The sequence below is a fragment of the Nocardia uniformis NBRC 13702 genome (assembly GCF_001613345.1).
Taxonomy (GTDB): Bacteria; Actinomycetota; Actinomycetes; order Mycobacteriales; family Mycobacteriaceae; genus Nocardia; species Nocardia uniformis.
Genome location: NZ_BDCE01000054.1, coordinates 1 through 18262, shown reverse-complemented (window position 1 = coordinate 18262; position 18262 = coordinate 1). Strand labels below are relative to the sequence as shown.

Genomic DNA, 18262 nt, shown 5'->3' with positions numbered 1-18262 from the left:
CGCCGAGCCCGGCGCTCGAACCATCGGCTTCCGTCAGCCGGCCCGAATGGCGGGCCTCCTGCGATGCCGCGGCGACGACGCGCACTACCTGGACCAATGGGCGACCGTGGCGCGCTCGGCGGGGTGGTGGTGGCCCGGACCGCGCCGTGCGGAAGGCGAATGGACTCGCACCCCTGGACGAAGGGTGGACGGTCGTGTCGTGCCGAGGCGAATCCGGCATGGTCAGCGGACGGCCGGAGTGACGGCAGGTGCAGCCAGTCTGTCGCCGCGCCGACAGGTCCCGATAGATTCGGCCCCATGACCGACACCGAGCCGACTCGTCTGGACCGCATCGTTACCGAGGGTGGCGCACAGGCCGCCATTCTCACCATCGCGCATCCGCCACTGAACCTCTTCGACAATGCCCTGATGGAGGCCCTCGCAGCCGATATCGCGGAGCTGTCGGCCACCCCGCCGCGTGCGCTGCTGCTGCGCGCCGAGGGCAAACTGGTATCCGGCGGCGTGGACGTGCACGTTTTCGACGGGCTGTCGCCGGAGCAGGGCGCGCAGCTGTGGCAGCGGTTGTTCGCGCGAATCATTCATCCGCTCGAGGCGCTGCCCTGCCCGGTGATCTTCTCGGCGCACAGCCTCACTCTCACCGCGGCCTTCGAGATCGCGCTGGCCTGCGACATCATCCTGGCCGGGCCCAAGGCCAAATTCGGTCTGGTGGAGACCGTCGTCGGCCTGACCCCGTCCATGGGCGGCCCGCAGCGGCTGGCCGAGCGCGCCGGATCCGGTCGCGCCCGCGAATTCGTCATGACCGGTGACCTCTACAACGCGGCCACCATGGCCGAGTGGGGTGTGGTCAATGCCGTCCACGACGATGTCGATACCGCCGCACATGCCCTGCTGGCGCGTCTCGCCGACGGCCCCACCAAGGCGCATTCGGCCACCAAGCAGATCATCGAGGCCTGGCGCTCCGGTGGTGTGGCGCACGCGGATTCGGTGACCCCGCAGGTCTCGGGCGCACTGTTCGACACCGCCGATCTGAAGGGCGCGGTCCGCAGTTTCCTCGAGGTCGGGCCAGGTAAGGCCACCTACACCGGCGAGTAGTAGCGGTTTTCGGCCGGTGACGGCCGGAATACGTTTGCCGACAATCCGCCCGGGAATGTGATGTGCATCATATAGTCACTGGAGCCTGATGCTCGAGGCCCCCGGAGGGACTGATGTCGCAGTTACTGGTCGAATATCCCCAGGCAGTGAGCGAACCGCGAAATGCCTGGTGCGACAACCCTCTTGCGCGTGGCGCCGACGGCGTGCTGCGCTACGGCAACCTGACTCCCGCGCTCACCGAGCTGCTGGATATCCAGGTGCACACCTTCGCCGCGCGGGAGGCGGTGGTCGAGGTCGGCGGCCCCCGCCTCACCTACCGCGAACTCTGGTACTCGGCCTCCCGGATCGCGGGCGGACTGCAGGAGCACGGCCTCGGCTACGGCGACCGGGTGGCGGTGCGGATGCCGGTCGGTGCGCGCTGGGTGCAGGCGTTCCTCGGCGCGCTGCTCTCGGGCGCGGTGCCGGTGCTGGTGCACGACGGACTGCCGGATGCGGTGGCCGCCCGGGTGATCCGGGACAGTCGCGCCGACTTCGTGCTGGACGGCGGCGGCACCGCGGCCGCCTATCGCGACGCCTTCCCGGACAGTGCGGCATTCATCGACGATGGCGCTTCGCTGGGGGAGCTGGCGCTGCTCTGCTACACCACCCCCGGCCTCGAACTGCGCTCCAAGGGCGTGGAACTGACCAACGAGAACCTGCTCTCGGCCATTCGCTCGGTGGTCGGCGCGCTGGATATGCCCACCGACGGTCTGCGAAACCTGGTGCTGCTGCCGCTGTCTCACGCCAGCGGCTGCGTAGATCAATTGCTGCCGACCTTCGCCGTGGGCGGCACCGTCGTGCTCACCCCCGATGCCGCGTCGGTACCGGAAACCCTGGTGGCCGAAGGCATCGATATGGTGTCGGCCACTCCGCGCATCTTCGCCGGACTACTGCCCGACCTCGAAGGTCTGCGCGTCGAGCGAGTGCGACAGGTGTGCAGCGCCGGACACCGCGCCGAACTGGCCGCCACCGACGCGCACACCCCCGACGTCGTCGCCACCGCGCTGCGCGAAGTCTTCCCGGAGGCCCGCCAGTGGTCGGTCTGGGGTGCGACCGAAACCAGTGGTATCGGTCTGGCCCGCGACGACGCCACCGCCCGCGATGTCCTCGGATTCGCCTTCGGCGGAACAGAACTCGCCCTCTGGGGCCCACAGGCCGAAACCGGCCACGGCGAACTGCTCTGTCGCGGACCGAATGTCACCCGCCGCTACTGGAACGACCCGCAAACCACGGAATCCCGCTTCACCGGCACCTGGTTCCACACCGGCAACCAGGTGAGCATCGCCCCGGACGGCCTGGTCCGCCGCTCCGCCCCAGAGTGAGCCATCCCGCCCCGAAGTGAGCTACCCGGCTGCGCTGCCAGCCACCGTGAAATTCAGTTGCCCCGGCCCTTCTCGCGAGCGAAGATCACTTCGATCGACAACCCCCACAAGGGTTTTCGCCCGTAGTGTAATTGGCAGCACCGGAGATTTTGGTTCTCCGAGTTCAGGTTCGAACCCTGGCGGGCGAGCTGTGGCTCATTCGATGGGCGGTCGCGGACTCATTCGAGCAGGCGGTCGCGCAGGGTGGTGCGGCGCTCGGGGGTGATGCCGATTTCGGCGAGGTAGCCGTCGACGCTGCTGTACATCTCCAGCATGGAGTTGGTGGCCGACTCCAGGTACTCCGGACGCACGCCGAGCAGATCGTCGGAAAGTTCTTCCTCGCCGCCCTTGGCGATCATGGCGCGCAGGGCGGGGACGGCGTCATTGCTGAGCAGGTAGTCGGCGTAGATGTCCTCCTCGGTGACATCGACGGCACGCAGCAGGGTGGCGACGGCCCAGCCGGTGCGATCCTTACCGGCCGCGCAGTGCACCAGCGCCGCACCGGTCAGAACCGAGTCGGCCAGGGCGGCTATGGCGGTATGGGCTTCCGGCAGGGCCGGGAACTCGCGGTAGACCCCGAGCATGTGTGCGGAGGCGGTGGTGTGGCGGCGGGCCTCGTGCGGCGGGGCCTCGCCCATGCGCGGATCGAACGGGGTGACATTCAGGCGGATGTCGTCGGGCAACGAGTCATGGCCGATGTAGTCGATCTCGGCGAAACCGCGCAGATCGTGCACATCGGTGACGCCGAGTTCGCGCAGGGTGGCATGGCCATGGGCGGCCAAGCCGCTGAGTTGGGCCGAGCGCATGAGCAGACCCTTGCGGACCTTGGCCCCACCGGTGGTGCGGGCACCGCCGACGTCGCGGAAGTTGAAAGTACCGGGGATCAGGAACTGATCTGAGGACGCTGAAGTCACCGATCAAGGCTATAGGCGCGCTGCTGTGCCCGGGGTGCCGACGTCCGATCGATGGGACGAATTCCGCGAGCCGACCAGGGGGCTTTACAGTTTGTCTGTGGCATCTGGCACAGTCTGTTTCATTGCCGCCGAACGTAGCCATAAAATACCGTTCGGTCCTAATTCCCGGCGTTTACCTGGTAATCGGCGCAATTCTCGAACATTCCTGTTCGATAGCGGACCCGTTCCGATTAGGTAACAAAACCGTCTTTAGGTACGGAAACAGCTATCAAAGCTGGTCGCGTACCTAGAAAACCCTCTACCATCGATACCTGTTGAGCGGGATGTGCCAGGGTCGGTGCCCAAGGGGGATCACTGTTGATCTGCAACCCGCGAAGCGACCGCGCAATGCCGAGGTGCGCGAGTTCTTTCGCCGAGGGAGTCGACATTGAGCATCAGTGGAGAAACAATTCACGCCGGGGTACACCCCATCATGATCGAGTCGATCGAGAAGGCCGCCGCATCACTGGATTTCACCGGTACCCGCGCACTGCGCGTACTGCTGCATGCCGGAGTGAGCGCTTTGTGGCCGGTGATCAAGGCTCGGCCGGATAAGCAGATAGAGGCCTATGAATCCACGCTCGCCGTACTGCGGCGGCGCTGGGAACACGAGGCGACCTGCACTCCGGACCCGGTCGCCTCGGCCATGTTCCGGCAGCTGGACCGGGATGTGATGTCCTTCCTGGAACTGTGTGCCGAGAAGTCCGGTACCGAATGGTTGGAGCCGGTGAACTCCATCGCCGCCTACCTGGTGGCCGTCATGCAGGGCATGGTCCTGCGCTGGCTGGCCGACTGCGATGACGAAACCGCCCTGGTTGTCCTCGATGACCTGGTATCGAGCCTGTCCACCAAGGCTGTCGACTGCGTCTGACCCGATAGTGCGCCGGGAGTGGACTTTGCCGCCCGGAATCCTGGACGCCTGACCAGTTTCGTGGTTGAGTGGTCAGTGTGACCGATCCGTCGCCGATCAGCGGGCTGCATGCGGCCACCGCTGATCTGGACCCACCGCTGGCCGCCGTCGACCTGGCCGCTCTGCGCGCCAATGCCACCGATCTGGTGCGCCGAGCGCGCGGAGTCCCGGTGCGGGTGGCGAGTAAATCCGTGCGCTGCCGAGCCGTGCTCGAAGAGGTGCTCGGTAAGGACCTCACCGCCAAGGACGGCTTCGCCGGAATCATGGGCTACTCCCTCGCCGAAGCCATCTGGCTGGTGCGCGAGGGTGCCCGCGACGTGCTCCTCGGCTATCCGACCACCGACCGGGCCGGGCTCGCCGAACTCGCCGCCGACGAGACGCTGCGCGATGCGATCACCCTCATGGTCGACGATGTCGATCAGTTGGCGCTGATCCGCGCCGCCCTCGGTACCGACTCGGTGCATCCGCGCATCTGCATCGACGTCGACGCCTCGCTGCGTATCGGACCGCTGCATCTCGGGGTGCGCCGTTCCCCGATCCGCACGCCCGAACAGGCTTCGGCGCTCGCCGCCGCCGCGGTGCGGCGCGGCTTCGATGTGGTCGGCGTGATGACCTACGAGGCGCAGATCGCGGGCCTGCCCGACACCAACCCCGCTGTGCGACTGGTGAAGAAGGTGTCCGCGGCGGAAATCCTGCGCCGTCGCCGCCAGGTCCTCGACGCGGTGCGCTCGGAGATCGGTGAGCTGGAGATCGTCAATAGCGGCGGTACCGGCTCCATCGAAATCAGCATTACCGATCCGGACGTCAGCGAGGTCACCGCCGGATCCGGCCTCTATCTGCCGACCCTCTTCGACGGCTACCGCAATCTGGCTCCGCGCCCGGCCATGTACTTCGTCATGCCCGTCCTGCGCCGCCCCGCCGACGGTATCGCCACCGTCTTCGCCGGCGGCTACATCGCCTCCGGCCCGGCTGGCGCCACTCGCGTTCCGAAACCCGTGTGGCCCAAGGGCTTGAAGCTCATCGGCACCGAAGGCGCGGGCGAAGTCCAAACCCCGCTCACCGGTGCGGACGGCCTCGCCATCGGTGACCGCGTCTGGTTCCGCCACGCCAAGGCGGGCGAACTCTGCGAGCGCTTCCCGGTACTGCACCTGGTGGAGAACGAAACCCGCACCACGGTGCCCACTTACCGAGGTGAAGGGCAGTGCTTCGGCTGAGGTCTCTACTCAGGGCCGATCGAACCCAACATTCCGGCGTGTAATAGGGCGGAATCCACTACCGCGGTTGAGATACGGCGTGCGGTGGATCCCGGCCGAAAGCACGCCGGGACGACGGACGCCGCGGCCCGTCCATAGCGGTGATCGAGTTACAGCGGAGTTCGAGTCAGACTCGGTCGAGTTGCAGGAAGGCCGCCAGGTCGGAGAGTTCCGCTGTGCCCGTGGGCAAGTACTCCGTGAGCAGCGGGGAGCGGATGATGACGGCCGACCACATGGCGCGGGAAATGGCGCTGGTGAGCCAGTGGCGGGAGAGCAGGGGAGCGACACCGTGCGGCGCGTCCTTGGGGGCGGAGGTGGTCATGGAGACCAGGACCACCGCGGCCTCGCGGCCCTGGAAATGGTCGGGGGTGCCGACGAGGACATCCTCGATTCGGGCGCGGGACAACAGGGTTCGAATCCGCGCCACCTGGGCGTGGTAGGGGGCGATCACCAGGATGTCGTGGGGGTGCAGGCGGCGGGTGACCGCACCGGTATGCCAGGACAGGCCGAGTAGATTGCGGACCTGGCGCACGACTTCGCGGGCCTCTTCGGCGGATTCGGTGGCATTGCCGTGGTGTTCGATGCTCACGGTGCGCACACCCGGCGGTACGCCATCGAGTTCCCGTGCCAGCGTGACGGTTTCATTGGAACGCAGTCGATTGTCGTAGCGCAGCCGCGATACCGGGCCGCACATGCGCGGATGCATACGCCAGGTGCGGTCCAGGAAGTAGCCGTACTCCGCGGGCAGCGTGCGATGGGGCCCGACCAGCCAGCCGAGTGCCGCCTCGCCCACCGGTTCCGAATGTGCGCCGTGACCACTCGCGGGTGCGGGATCGCCTACCAGCAGCAGGTTTCGGGCGGTCACCGAGACGGCGACCGCGTTCGCGAGGGGGAAGCGACCGGCGTCGGCGATCACCAGCAGGTCCAGGCATTCGCGGGGAATCCGCTCCGGATCGGCGAAATCGTCCGGCAGCCCGCCCACTACACAGCCGTTCACCGCGTTGTCGAGGAACCGTTCGTACCGATTCGCGGCTATCCCGAGCCATTCCGGCGCCACGGTCTGCGCGTCCGCCTTGGCGACCAGTTCGGGCAGCACGCCGAAGCGCACCACCGCGTCGAGCAGATGCTCCACCGCCTTGTGCGAGCGCGCCACCACGCCGACGCGCCACCGGTACCGCGTCACGAGACGTTCCACCGTACGGGCGGTGATATCGGTCTTGCCGGTACCGGGCGGGCCCTGCACCGCCACATAGGAATCGTCGAGATCCAAGATGGCGGCCGTGACGGCGGCGGCATGATCGCCGAACACCTGCGGCAGCGCCGCTCCGGTCCGCAGCCGCGGCGTGTGGCGGGACAGTATGTCGAAGGCGGCGGTGCGCGGCACCTCCGGCAGAGTCACCAGCAGTTCGTGCGCGACATCCTCGATGGCATCCTCCAGCCACTCCTCGCGACTGGGTGGGCACGGAGCGATGGCCGACGGCAGTTCGTCATACGGTTCGCAGCCGTTCGGCAGCAGCTCCACCACCCGTACGACATCGTCGAAATTGCTGTCCAGGGCGCAGCCCAGCACAGTTGCCTGCGCCACGGCACGACGACCCGGCATGGCGGGCATATCCGCCGCCGGGTGGTCGTAGAGGGTGACAACGGGTGTTCCCGGCCGGGGCGCGTGACCGGTACCGAGCCTGCCGGTCAACGTGAGGTACCGGCGCATCGGACGCTGACCGGTGCTGTGCCAGTCGGTATTGACGATGCCCCAGTCGGCGACCAGCACGCCCGGCGTATCGGCCCACTCCTCCACCGGATGATCGAGACGATCCGCGTGCTCCCAGCGCAGTGGCTGGCGTTCGCGGCGGTGGTAGCCGAGGACGGCGGCGGTCATGGCGGCGGCGAATTGCGCCTCGGTGCGCTCGGGTTGTCCACCGTCGGGTGATTGTGCTGCGGCGCCGTGGTTTCCGGCATCAGCGAATTCGCGCAGCGCGGCCTCCATCGCGGTGGGCGGGGGTTCGGCCACAATGTGGTCGGGCCGTCCCATCGGCTGGATGCCGTGCCCCTCGGCCAGTTCGAGCAGCCAATCGCGCAATCGCGCGACCGCGACCCAGTCGCCGACGAATTCGGTTCGAGCGTCCGAGTTTTCGAGTTCGTCGTACCCGGCATCCGTTACCTCGGTACCGGCGGATTCGAAGGAGCTGAGCGCTGTTCGATCGAGTTCGGGCAGGATCGACCGATCGAGTTCGGCCAGCGCGGCCCGGTCGAGTCCGGTCAGGGCCGCGCGGTCGAATTCGGTCCGTGCGGCCTGATCCAGTTCGGCCAGCGCGGATTCGGCGAGATCGGCCGCCATGGCCACATCGGTCAGGACGTCGTGGTCGAGAACCGCCACCGCGGTATGGCCATGGCCGGGAAGCGCGATATGGCAGCGGTCGACGGTCGCGGCGGGTTCCAGCTCGGCTACCCCGACCGGATCGTCATCGGGCCAGGCATCGTCGAATTCGTTCGGCCCGAACTGATTCGGTGGCAGATGCGGCAGCCCGTAGGAGCGTTCCCCGACGAGCAGCGCCGCGCGCACGATCGGGTAGAGGTCGATCAGCAGTGGCAGTAGCGCGGCGACGATATCCTCACCGTCGGGATGGGTATCGGCCAGTTCGGCCAGGAGCGGCCGCACCCCACCACGGTAGTGATGGATGCGCAGACCGGGATGATTCCACTGCCACTCCGCCAGGAAATCCAGCAGTTCGGTCGCATCGTCATCCGTCGAATCCGCCCGCTCCGCAGCGGATTCCCGGCGGGTCTGGCCGGTGGTGTCCCGAATCATGAAGGTGCGGAAGACACTGTCCGGCTCCCCGGACCCGATCGTCATCAGCAGATCGGTGGACTGCTGGCCGCCCGGGGTCGTCACCGAGACGAACAGGTCACCCGAGCTCGGTGCGGGCAGGCCGCCGAGCGCGAGGGCGTCGAGCACGGTGTGAATGGGGTGGCCGGTGTGTTCGCGGTGCAATTGGAGTTCGGCCTGGCGGCGCAGCGCGGTGAAGGTGGGCGCGGGTACGCCGCTGACGGTGGCATCGGCGGCGGCGAGGCGATCCACCGTGGTGATACCCGCATCGCGCAGCTGGGCGCGTACGGCGGGGCGCATTCCGGCGACCAGCAGTAGATCGCGGCGTGATTCCAGTTCCGCGCTGCAGGCCGGGCACTGTCCGCAGGCGAGGAAGCGGCGATCGCCCCATTGCACCGGTAGCAGTTCGTTGAGCTTGGCGTCGAGGATCAGGTCCAGCCGCTCGCGTCGGGCCCGGTAGACGATGGCGATATCGGCGAGGGTGTGCGTGGTCGCGGTGCCGTCCAACCACAGGCGGGCGTGGGGTGCGACGCGGAAACCATTGCGCCGCAGTACGTCCGCACAGGCCGCCTGTTCCAGCAGTGCGGTGATACGGGTGCGGCGGGTGGCGGTCGCGGCGGTGACGTAGTCGTGGGATTCGGGGGCATTGTCGCGGAGCAGGAAATCGCAGGAGACAGCGAACCCGCCGTCGAGGAGGGCCGGGTTCGCGATGGCGTCGGCCCGGTCGCGCAGTGCGGCCACGGTGTGCTCGTGCGCGGTCGCGAGCACCGCGGCGATATCCGCCGGGTCGGCATGCTCGGGGGTGCGCACCCGCACCGTTCCGCTGCCGAAGCGGTCGCGCAGATCCGCGAGCCGATGCGCACGCGCGTCGTCCATGGGACGTGGCAGTACACCGGGCGACCGGTATGGAACCGGTGCCACCAGTCCCAGTCCGGCATCGAGCGCGCGTAGTAGCGCGAACTCGCAGCGCGCGGCGTCCACCAGATCACCGGTGCTGCACACGACACGATCACCGAACAGAATCAATCGCGGCCCTCCTGTGTCTTCCGCGCCGACACCCGCACCGGTCTCCGCGCCCTGCGTGCCGAGTCGCGCAACAGCGTAATAAGTCGAGGCGGGGTGGTGTGTTACGAGGTAGGGCGGGTCGGCGCCGCACATCGCATCGCGCGCATCGCAGTTCAGCGTGGGTTTGCGGGCACCGTTGCGGGACAACGCGACTCGTCTGCGACGCAGGGGACCACCGTGTTGCCCCGCGATGCGGGAGCCGACAAACCGGACCGAGCATTCCGGCGTGTCGCACCATGCGCGGTGAACGCGCCGCCGCCTTCAGCGGGTTTGCGACAATCACCCGGTGCCGTACTTCCATGACGCGCGCGGGCGCCTGCACTACCGCCACTGGCCCATCGACCGGCCCGCGGTGACGCTCGCGCTCCTGCCCGGAATCGGCCAGCACAGCGGCAATTACCACCGCTTCGCCCGTGCGCTGGGCGCCGCCGGAATCGAACTCTGGACCCTGGATACCTCCGGCCACGGCCTGAGCGAAGGCGACCCGGAACGTCCCGGCACCCTCGCGGAGCTGGCCGCCGATGCCCACGCCTTCCTGGCGCAGATTCCGACAAATCACCCGAAACCCCTGATCCTGATGGGACATTCACTCGGCGCGGCCACCGCCCTCGCCGTAGTCGCCGAATCCGCAACACCTTTCGCGGGCCTGGTGCTGTGCGGCACCCCGAAAGCGGTATTCGACGGCCGATCCCCGAAGTCGGCTCGCGGAGCGGAACCCGACCACGATGTGGCGCGTCCGGTTGTCAGCGGATCGGCTGTCGGTCCGGTGATCCCGGTCGGCCTCCCGGTGCTCCTGGTGCACGGCGTGGACGATCGCCGCGCCCCGATCGATCGCGTGCGGCAGTGGGTGCGGCAGGCGCCGGTGGACTTCCGCGAATACGCCGACGCGGGACACGATCTGCTACACGAACCGGTGCAGGCGCGGGTCACCGCCGATATCGCGGAGTGGATCGCCGCTGGTCCCCGCGGCCGGCGGGCCGGAGCAGGCCCATCACTTCATCATCGGTGAGTTGGTGGAAGTCCTCGTAGACGCCGCCGACGCCGCCGAGGGCGCGGGGGACCATGGGGCACACCACCTCATCGGCCAGGGCGCGAATGCGATGCAGAGCCTCGGCGGAGGAGACCGGGACGGCGACCACGACGCGGTGGGGTTCGTGCAGCCGGGCGATCGCACAGGCGACGGCCACGGTCGCGCCGGTGGCCATACCGTCGTCGACGATCAATACGGTGCGGCCCGCGAGCGGGATCGGCGGGGAGTCGGCGCGCAATAGCGTGCGGCGGCGCTCGAGTTCGATGCGTTCGGTGCGTTCGATTTCGGCGATCTGCGCATCGGTGACGCCGGTATGCCGCACCACATCCGCATTGAGGACCCGCGCCCCGTCCTCACCGATCGCACCCATGGCGAGTTCCGGTTGCCACGGCACCCCGAGCTTGCGCACCAGCAGCACATCGAGGTCCCCGCCGACCTCGTCGCGCACCGCGACGGCCACCGGGACCCCACCCCGAGGCAGTCCCAGCACCAACGGGTCCGCCGCGCGCAGGTGCCGAAGCGATCCACCCAGCGCGCGACCGGCAGCGACTCGATCCGGATAGATCATTGTGCTGTCCAGTCTAGGCGCGTCGAAGAAACCGCAGCATGTTTCACCATTCGCGGTATGGGCGCGGCTCCCACACCGGCTCGGACAGCGACGTCGCCCGCCGCCGTCATTCCGGCAGGCTCCCTTCGTCATTCCGGCGTGCTTTTGGCCGGAATCCATCGCTGCGGGGGTAGTGGATCCCGGCCAAAAACACGCCGGGATGACTCGGACCATGCGGGATGACGGGGATCATGCCTGGGATGGCAGGGGTCATGGGGAATGCCAGGGTCCATGCGGGATGACGGGATCATGCCGGGAGGACGGGGTGCGCGCGCAGCCGTCAGCGCGCGCTGAATGTCAGGGTGCGGGCTCTATCGTGTACCGCCGCAGCGACAGGCTCGGGTTCGTGGTCCGGACCTCGGCGAGATGGCCCAGGTCGATGCGGGCGGTAGCGAGTCCCGCCTGCTCACCGAGTTCGGCGACCACCGCGCCGGTGGGGTCGACGATCATCGAGGAACCCGCGCCCCTCGGCGCGCACTGGTCGGCGGCGGCCACGTACATGGTGTTCTCGATGGCTCGGGCCCGCAGCAGGGTGGTCCACTGGTCGACCTTGCCGGGCCCCGGAATCCACTGGGCGGGCAACAGCAGAACCTGGGCTCCGGCGGCGGCGATGCGGCGGCAGCCCTCCGGGAAGCGCAGGTCGAAACAGGTTTGCATACCGAAGGTCACGCCATCGACGGTGAAGGTCTGCGGCGGCTCCAGCGGCCCGGGCAGCACCAGGTCGGATTCGAGGAAGCCGAACGCGTCGTAGAGGTGTGCCTTGCGGTAGACGGCCGCGAACTCCGCGTCGGGGGAGGCGGCGACGAGGGTGTTGTAGATGCGGTCGGCAGGCTGATCACCGCCGGGGGCCTCCACCACGCCCGCCACCAGATACACCCCGAACTCGGCTGCGATACCCCGCAAACCATTCACGAACGGCCCGGTCAGCGGTTCCGCCACCGCCACCACCCGCTCATCGAGGCGGGTCACCGCGAACATGGCGTACTCGGGTGCGACCACCACGCGCGCCCCGAGTTCGCTGGCCGCGCGGACCTCCGCGCGCAGCGCGGCGAGATTGGCGTCGACATCGGTCCCGGGACCGAATTGGATTACCGCGATATCCACCGCGGCGGTCGGTTGCCCGGCGGCCGCTGGGTTGTGGGCAATTGCGCTCATACCTCCTGAAGTACCCGATTCCGGCCCGGAAGAGGTGCCGGTCACGTAATTTCGCTCCGGGGTGGCAGCAGGTTGCTCCCAGGCGGAGGCACCGGTTGTCCCCGCGCCCCGATCCGGCGCGGTGACGCCACGGCTCGGGGACGGACCCATCGAATCCGGCGCGCCGGTGCTCGCGGTCGTCGCCGACGCGCTGGCGGAGAGGGTGGCGCTCGACACGATGGCGCGCGAACCGGCCGCCGCGGGCGCGGCCGAAAGATCGCCCACGACCGCGAGATCGGGTGTGGGCGCGGCGGATTCCGCCACAGAGGCGGCGCGCGTGGGCGGGTTGTCCGGTTGCATACGCCCCACGGTATTGGCCCGATGGTCGGGGTGACCACCATAGAGCAGTAAAGTGGTGGCTAATGAGCACCTCACCGGCCGACAGCGTTTCGATCGACGACGAGAAGGACGCAACCGGCCCGTCCTTCGCCGATCTGGGGATCGATGACCGCGTTTTGCGGGCCATCGCCGATGTCGGGTACGAATCTCCGTCCCCCATTCAGGCGGCGACGATTCCGCCACTGATCGCGGGCTCGGACGTGGTGGGTCTCGCGCAGACCGGTACCGGTAAGACCGCCGCCTTCGCCATTCCGGTCCTGATGGGCCTGGAGGTTTCCGGCAAGTCGCCGCGTGCACTGGTGCTCGCGCCTACTCGTGAGCTGGCCATACAGGTCGCCGAGGCGTTCGAGCGCTACTCCACGCATATGCCCGAACTGCATGTGCTGCCCATCTACGGCGGCCAGAACTACGCGGTGCAGCTCTCGGGCCTGCGCCGTGGTGCGCAGGTCGTGGTCGGCACACCGGGCCGAGTCATCGACCATCTCGAGCGCGGCACCCTGGACCTGACGCAACTGCAGTACCTCGTCCTCGACGAGGCCGACGAGATGCTGAAGATGGGTTTCCAGGACGATGTGGAACGTATCCTGCGCGACACGCCGGATACCAAGCAGGTGGCGCTGTTCTCGGCCACCATGCCGTCGGCCATCCGCAAGATCTCCAAGCAGTACCTGAAGAATCCGGTCGAGATCACGGTCAAGACCAAGACCTCGACCAATATCAATATCACCCAGCGCTATGTGCAGGTCTCCTACCAGCGCAAGCTGGACGCGCTGACCCGCATCCTCGAGGTCGAGTCCTTCGAGGCCATCATTATTTTCGTGCGCACCAAGCAGGCCACCGAAGAGTTGGCCGAGAAGTTGCGCGCACGGGGCTACTCCGCCGCCGCCATCAATGGCGACATTGTGCAGGCACAGCGTGAGCGCACCATCGGGCAGTTGAAGTCGGGCGCGCTCGACATCCTCGTCGCCACCGATGTCGCCGCCCGCGGTCTGGACGTGGAGCGCATCTCGCACGTCGTGAACTACGACATTCCGCACGACACCGAGTCGTACGTGCACCGCATCGGCCGCACCGGCCGCGCGGGCCGTAGCGGTGAGGCGCTGCTGTTCGTGGCGCCGCGTGAGCGCCGCCTGCTCGACGCCATCGAGCGCGCGACCCGTCAGCCGCTCACCGAAATGCAGCTGCCCAGCGTCGATGATGTGAACGCGCAGCGGGTCGCCAAGTTCGGCGACAACATCACCGAGAACCTGTCCGCGGCTAATCTCGGACTGTTCCGCAAGCTCATCGAGGACTACGAGCGCGAGCACAATATCCCGCTCGTGGATATCGCGGCGGCGCTCGCCATCGGCTCCTACGACGGCGACAAGTTCTTCATGGAGCCCGATCCCGAGCCGGTGGAGCGTCCGCGTCGCGAAAAGGGCGAACGGGGCCGCAATACCTTCGAGGGTGACCGCCCGCGTCGCGAGGGTCCGTCCACGCACCGTGCGACCGGCGAGAATATGGCCACCTACCGCATCGCGGTCGGCAAGCGCCACAAGGTCGCGCCCGGCGCGATCGTCGGCGCCATCGCCAATGAGGGCGGCCTGCGCCGCAGCGACTTCGGTCATATCAGCATTCGCCCCGACCACAGCCTGGTGGAACTGCCCGCCGACCTGTCCTCGGAAACCCTCGATGCCCTGCGCCGCACGCGAATCAGCGGCCAGCTGATCCAGCTCCAGCTCGATTCCGGCCCGCCCGGAATGCGTCCCATGAACCGGGGCCCGCGCCGCGACACCCGCGACGGCAAGCCGCGCTACGAACGCCGCCAGCCCCGCGCCTGAGGTAAACCACCTTCCCGCACCGCTTCTCACCTGAGAGGCGGTGCGGTTTGCATTGACGAACCCAGGCCCGATGGCCGAATAGGGTTCAGCCAGTCGAACATGCTCCTGGGGCATTCCGGCGGGCGACGCGCCCTCCTCATTCCTTCTGGCGTGTTACGTGTTCCGGGGATCCGGTGGGCGATGCCTCTCGTCATTCCGGATTGTTGGGTGAGCACGCCGGGATTTGACTGTCCGGCGCGCTGGGATGGCGGACCCGTCGGCCGAAACAGGGCCCGGATACGCCGCGAGAAGAGTGCCCGAATACGCCGCGAGCCCGCCGATGGGCGGGCTCGCGGTGGGAAATATCGAAGGCTAGGCCGGGGGTGTGTTGGAGCCGGTGTCGTTGGTTCCCGCTGGGGCGGGAGCGTTTTCGACAGGCGGGGCGCCGGGGGCCTCGACCTGCGGTTCTACCGGCAGGTCCGGAACGGTGAAGAGGCCGACGGTCGGGGTGACCAGGCAGCGGGCGCCGGGGTAGTCGATGGTGCCCCAGAGGGAGGCGATTACGGTGCCCGCGCCGCTCTCCACGGTCTTCGACAGGCTGGGGAGGTTGTACTCGGAAATATCGTCGAGGGCGTTGATGCCGCTGCGGCCGTTGTTCACATTCAGCCAGACGACACTGAGACCCGACGCCAGGGGCATCCCGGAATGCGCTGTGACGGCCTGGAATCGGAGCGAGCCGGGAGCCGTACCGAGGCTGTCGGGGGTGCCGCCCGAGACGGCCGAGGCGACGGTCATGGTGAAGGGCATATTGTGCCCGCAGCCGATGGTGGGTGCCTGGTAGGCGAAGGGCGCGAAGGCCACATTGCCCAGCCTGGCGGCGGTGATCAGCTGCGCGGTCTTGGCGGTGGACTGCACAGCGGCCACGGCCTCGGCATTGTCATCGGCGGCCTCGGTGAGGTTGTCGATACCGACCTCGACGGGCGTCTTGGGCGCGGGCTCGGGCTCGGCGTATGCGATTGCGGTCGTGCCGAGCACCACGGTGGTAGCCGCGATTGCCGCGGACGCGGCGCGGCGAAGGGTCCTGCCGTTCACTGGTGCTGCTCCTCGGTCGATACCGGGGCGCGTTCCCGCCCAATATGCCGCCGTCACTTCGAGTGACGCTCGGGGCGGGCGCGCCGGTCCTTCCGCAAACTACCAGCCCGCCGTGACCGGGGTGAGACGAGCCGCCCGGTCGGTGTGATACTCCCGACAGTGCGTCGGTTACCCAGTGGTAGCTTTGAGACACCCACTACGTTGTGTCTTTTACCGGGAGGTACCTTGCTGGCATCTGAAAGACACGCGACAACGGCGAAACGCTGGGAGATGCGATGAAGCTAGCCCTGTCACCCGATGAGGTGACTTTCCGCGACGAACTGCGCGAGTTCTATCGGACCAAGATCCCCGCCGAGATTCGTGATCGGGTCAAGTACGGCCGCGAGATCTCCCGCGAGGACATCGTCACCACGAACCGGATCCTCAATGAGCACGGTTACGCGGTGCCGAAGTGGCCGGTGCAGTGGGGTGGGCGGGACTGGACCCCGATGCAGCTGCACATCTGGGAGGACGAGATGCAGCTCGCCTCCGTCATCGAGCCGCTGACCTTCAATGCCCAGATGATCGGCCCGGTTATCGCGCAGTTCGGTTCCGAGGAGCTCAAGCAGCGCTTCCTGCCGCCGACCGCGAACCTCGACATCTGGTGGTGCCAGGGCTTTTCCGAGCCCGACGCCGGATCCGACCTGGCCTCGCTGCGCACCACCGCGGTGCGTGACGGCGACGACTACATCGTCAACGGCCAGAAGATCTGGACCACCCTGGCCCAGTACGCCGACTGGATCTTCTGCCTGGTGCGCACCGACCCGACCGTCAAGAAGCAGGCGGGCATTTCGATGCTGCTCTTCGATGTGAAGTCCCCGGGTGTGACCATCCGCCCGATCAAGCTCATCGATGGCCACCACGAGGTCAACGAGGTCTTCTTCGAGAATGTCCGGGTGCCCGCCGATCAGCTGGTCGGCGAGGAGAATATGGGCTGGACCTACGCGAAGTTCCTGCTCGGCAACGAGCGCACCGGTATTACCGGCGTCGGTAGGACCAAGGTGAAGCTGGGGCTCGCGAAGGAGTATGCGGCCCAGACCAGGTCGGGCAGCGGCACGCTGCTGGAGGATCCGGTGTTCGCCGCGCGGATCGCGGAGCTGGAGAACGATCTGCTGGCGCTGGAGCTGACGCTCATGCGGGTTGTCTCCAAAACTGTCGACGGCAAGCCGAATCCGGCATCCTCGGTGCTGAAACTGCGCGGATCCGAGCTGCAGCAGGCCGCCACCGAACTGCTGATGGATATCGCCGGACCCGACGCGCTCCCGGTGTACGCCGACGATATCGCCTCCCCGGAGTGGGCGCAGATCACCGGCCCCAACTATCTCAACTACCGCAAGACCAGCATCTACGGAGGATCCAACGAGGTGCAGCGCACCATCATCGCCTCCACCATCCTCGGATTGTGAGCCGCTGCCATGGATTTCGAACTCACCGATGAACAGATCATGCTGCGCGATACGGTCCGTGACCTGCTGGCGCGCACCTACGACCCGGAGACCCGCCTGAAGGTCACCGATACCGAACTCGGCTGGAGTCGCGAGGTATGGGGCCAGCTCGCCGAACTGGGCGTGCTGGGCCTGGCCTTCAGCGAGGAGGACGGCGGTATGGGGGCGGGCCCCGTCGAGACCATGGTGGTGCTGGAGGAGGTCGGCCGCCGTCTCGCGCCCGAACCGCTCCTCGACGCGGTACTGCTGCCCGGCTCCCTGGTGGCTCGGGTCGGCTCCGCCGCGCAGCGCCAGCGGCTGCTGCCGGATCTGGCGGCCGGGGAGAAATTGTTGGCCTTCGCTCACGACGAACCCGGTACCCGCTGGCCCGCAACCGAACTGGCGACCACGGCGACCGCGCAGGGCGATAGCTATGTGCTCACCGGCGTGAAGAACCCGGTCCCGCACGGCGATTGCGCCGACGAACTGGTGGTCAGTGCCGCACTGCCGAATGGTGAGGTGGGCCTGTTCCTGGTCGCCGCCGACGCCGTGACCCGCAAGCCCTTCAAGACCTTCGATGGTCGCCGTGGCGCGCAGATCGAATTCGCCTCCGCCCCAGCCGAACTGCTCGGCGAAAGCGGCGATGCCCGGACCGCGATCGACGAGGCCATCGTGGCTGCCCAGGCGGCACTGTGTGCCGAATCCCTCGGTGCCATGGAGGAATCGCTGCGCCTGACGACCGAATACCTGAAGACCCGCAAGCAGTTCGGCGTCACCCTGTCGAAGTTTCAAACCCTCTCGCAGCGGGCCGCGGATATGTACGTCTCGCTGGAACTCGGCCGCAGTATGAGCCAGTACGCCACCGCCGCCCTCGTCGACGGTGGGGCCGACCCGGTTATCGCCTCGCGAGCCCGACTGCAGGTCGGCCGCAGCGCTCGCCATATCGGCCAGGAGGCCATTCAGATGCATGGCGGTATCGGCATCACCACCGAATACCCGGTGAGCCACTACGTCGCTCGTCTCACCGCCATCGGCCGCACTCTCGGCGGCGACCTGGAGCACGTGCGAGTGCTCGCCGACCGGGTAGCGGATCACGACCTGGTCGAAATCTGACCCGAGTTCAACAGATCAGCGCCCGTGCCGAAGTCGGCACGGGCGCTGCTGTTTCCACGCGGCATTCGGGCTATCGCTTGGCCACTTGTCATTCGCTGGGCCACTCGTCATTCCGGCATGCTCTT

The 18262-nt window shown here is 67.6% G+C and carries 13 protein-coding genes and 1 tRNA gene; 9 read left to right on the top strand and 5 right to left on the bottom strand.

Annotation, left to right across the window (positions count from 1 at the left end; genetic code table 11):
- The first annotated feature begins 297 nt into the window (after positions 1–297).
- The 3 genes from NU1_RS18875 to NU1_RS18865 all read left to right on the top strand — a co-directional run bounded on the left by NU1_RS18875 (position 298) and on the right by NU1_RS18865 (position 2641).
- Positions 298–1092 (top strand): enoyl-CoA hydratase/isomerase family protein, encoded by a 795-nt coding sequence (locus NU1_RS18875; RefSeq protein ID WP_067523107.1) that lies wholly within the window; start codon positions 298–300, stop codon positions 1090–1092.
- A 113-nt stretch (positions 1093–1205) separates the two neighbouring features.
- A complete protein-coding gene (locus NU1_RS18870; protein ID WP_067523106.1) occupies positions 1206–2453 on the top strand; it encodes a class I adenylate-forming enzyme family protein in 1248 nt (415 codons plus the stop codon).
- A gap of 116 nt (positions 2454–2569) precedes the next feature.
- Positions 2570–2641, top strand: a tRNA-Gln gene (locus tag NU1_RS18865).
- Positions 2642–2671: 30 nt separating this feature from the next.
- Here NU1_RS18865 and NU1_RS18860 read toward each other — a convergent pair.
- Positions 2672–3406 (bottom strand): tyrosine-protein phosphatase, encoded by a 735-nt coding sequence (locus NU1_RS18860; RefSeq protein ID WP_067523105.1) that lies wholly within the window; start codon positions 3404–3406, stop codon positions 2672–2674.
- A 427-nt stretch (positions 3407–3833) separates the two neighbouring features.
- Here NU1_RS18860 and NU1_RS18855 point away from each other — a divergent pair, with 427 nt between their 5' ends.
- Positions 3834–4316 (top strand): TetR family transcriptional regulator, encoded by a 483-nt coding sequence (locus tag NU1_RS18855; RefSeq protein ID WP_245720198.1) that lies wholly within the window; start codon positions 3834–3836, stop codon positions 4314–4316.
- A 77-nt stretch (positions 4317–4393) separates the two neighbouring features.
- Positions 4394–5569: an amino acid deaminase/aldolase gene (locus NU1_RS18850; RefSeq protein ID WP_067523116.1), complete on the top strand. Its 1176-nt coding sequence runs from the start codon at positions 4394–4396 to the stop codon at positions 5567–5569.
- A gap of 166 nt (positions 5570–5735) precedes the next feature.
- On the opposite strand, the gene NU1_RS40430 is transcribed toward NU1_RS18850, so the two are convergent.
- Complete coding sequence (locus NU1_RS40430) at positions 5736–9647, bottom strand: AAA domain-containing protein (protein ID WP_067523103.1); 3912 nt, start codon at positions 9645–9647, stop codon at positions 5736–5738.
- Between the two features lie 139 nt (positions 9648–9786).
- On the opposite strand from NU1_RS40430, the gene NU1_RS18840 reads away from it, so the two are divergent.
- Entirely contained in the window at positions 9787–10509 is a 723-nt protein-coding gene (locus tag NU1_RS18840) for an alpha/beta hydrolase (protein ID WP_067523102.1), read from the top strand.
- On the opposite strand, the gene NU1_RS18835 is transcribed toward NU1_RS18840, so the two are convergent.
- Positions 10427–11098 (bottom strand): phosphoribosyltransferase, encoded by a 672-nt coding sequence (locus NU1_RS18835; protein ID WP_067523101.1) that lies wholly within the window; start codon positions 11096–11098, stop codon positions 10427–10429. The genes NU1_RS18840 and NU1_RS18835 overlap by 83 nt on opposite strands.
- Positions 11099–11434: 336 nt before the next feature.
- The gene (locus NU1_RS18830; protein ID WP_067523115.1) at positions 11435–12292 is read right to left on the bottom strand and encodes a carbon-nitrogen hydrolase family protein; all 858 of its coding nucleotides are present in this window, start codon (positions 12290–12292) and stop codon (positions 11435–11437) included.
- A 401-nt stretch (positions 12293–12693) separates the two neighbouring features.
- On the opposite strand from NU1_RS18830, the gene NU1_RS18825 reads away from it, so the two are divergent.
- Positions 12694–14490 carry a DEAD/DEAH box helicase gene (locus tag NU1_RS18825; protein ID WP_067523100.1) on the top strand — a complete coding sequence of 599 codons (1797 nt, stop codon included), beginning with the start codon at positions 12694–12696 and terminating at the stop codon, positions 14488–14490.
- A 351-nt stretch (positions 14491–14841) separates the two neighbouring features.
- Here the strand turns inward: NU1_RS18825 and NU1_RS18820 are convergent, their stop codons facing one another.
- The gene (locus tag NU1_RS18820; protein ID WP_067523099.1) at positions 14842–15561 is read right to left on the bottom strand and encodes a hypothetical protein; all 720 of its coding nucleotides are present in this window, start codon (positions 15559–15561) and stop codon (positions 14842–14844) included.
- A gap of 275 nt (positions 15562–15836) precedes the next feature.
- Between NU1_RS18820 and NU1_RS18815 the strand changes: the two genes are divergently transcribed.
- Entirely contained in the window at positions 15837–17006 is a 1170-nt protein-coding gene (locus NU1_RS18815) for an acyl-CoA dehydrogenase family protein (protein WP_067523098.1), read from the top strand.
- 9 nt (positions 17007–17015) lie between these two features.
- Positions 17016–18137, top strand: a complete 1122-nt coding sequence (locus NU1_RS18810; protein ID WP_067523097.1) for an acyl-CoA dehydrogenase family protein — start codon at positions 17016–17018, stop codon at positions 18135–18137.
- The last annotated feature ends 125 nt before the right edge of the window (positions 18138–18262 follow it).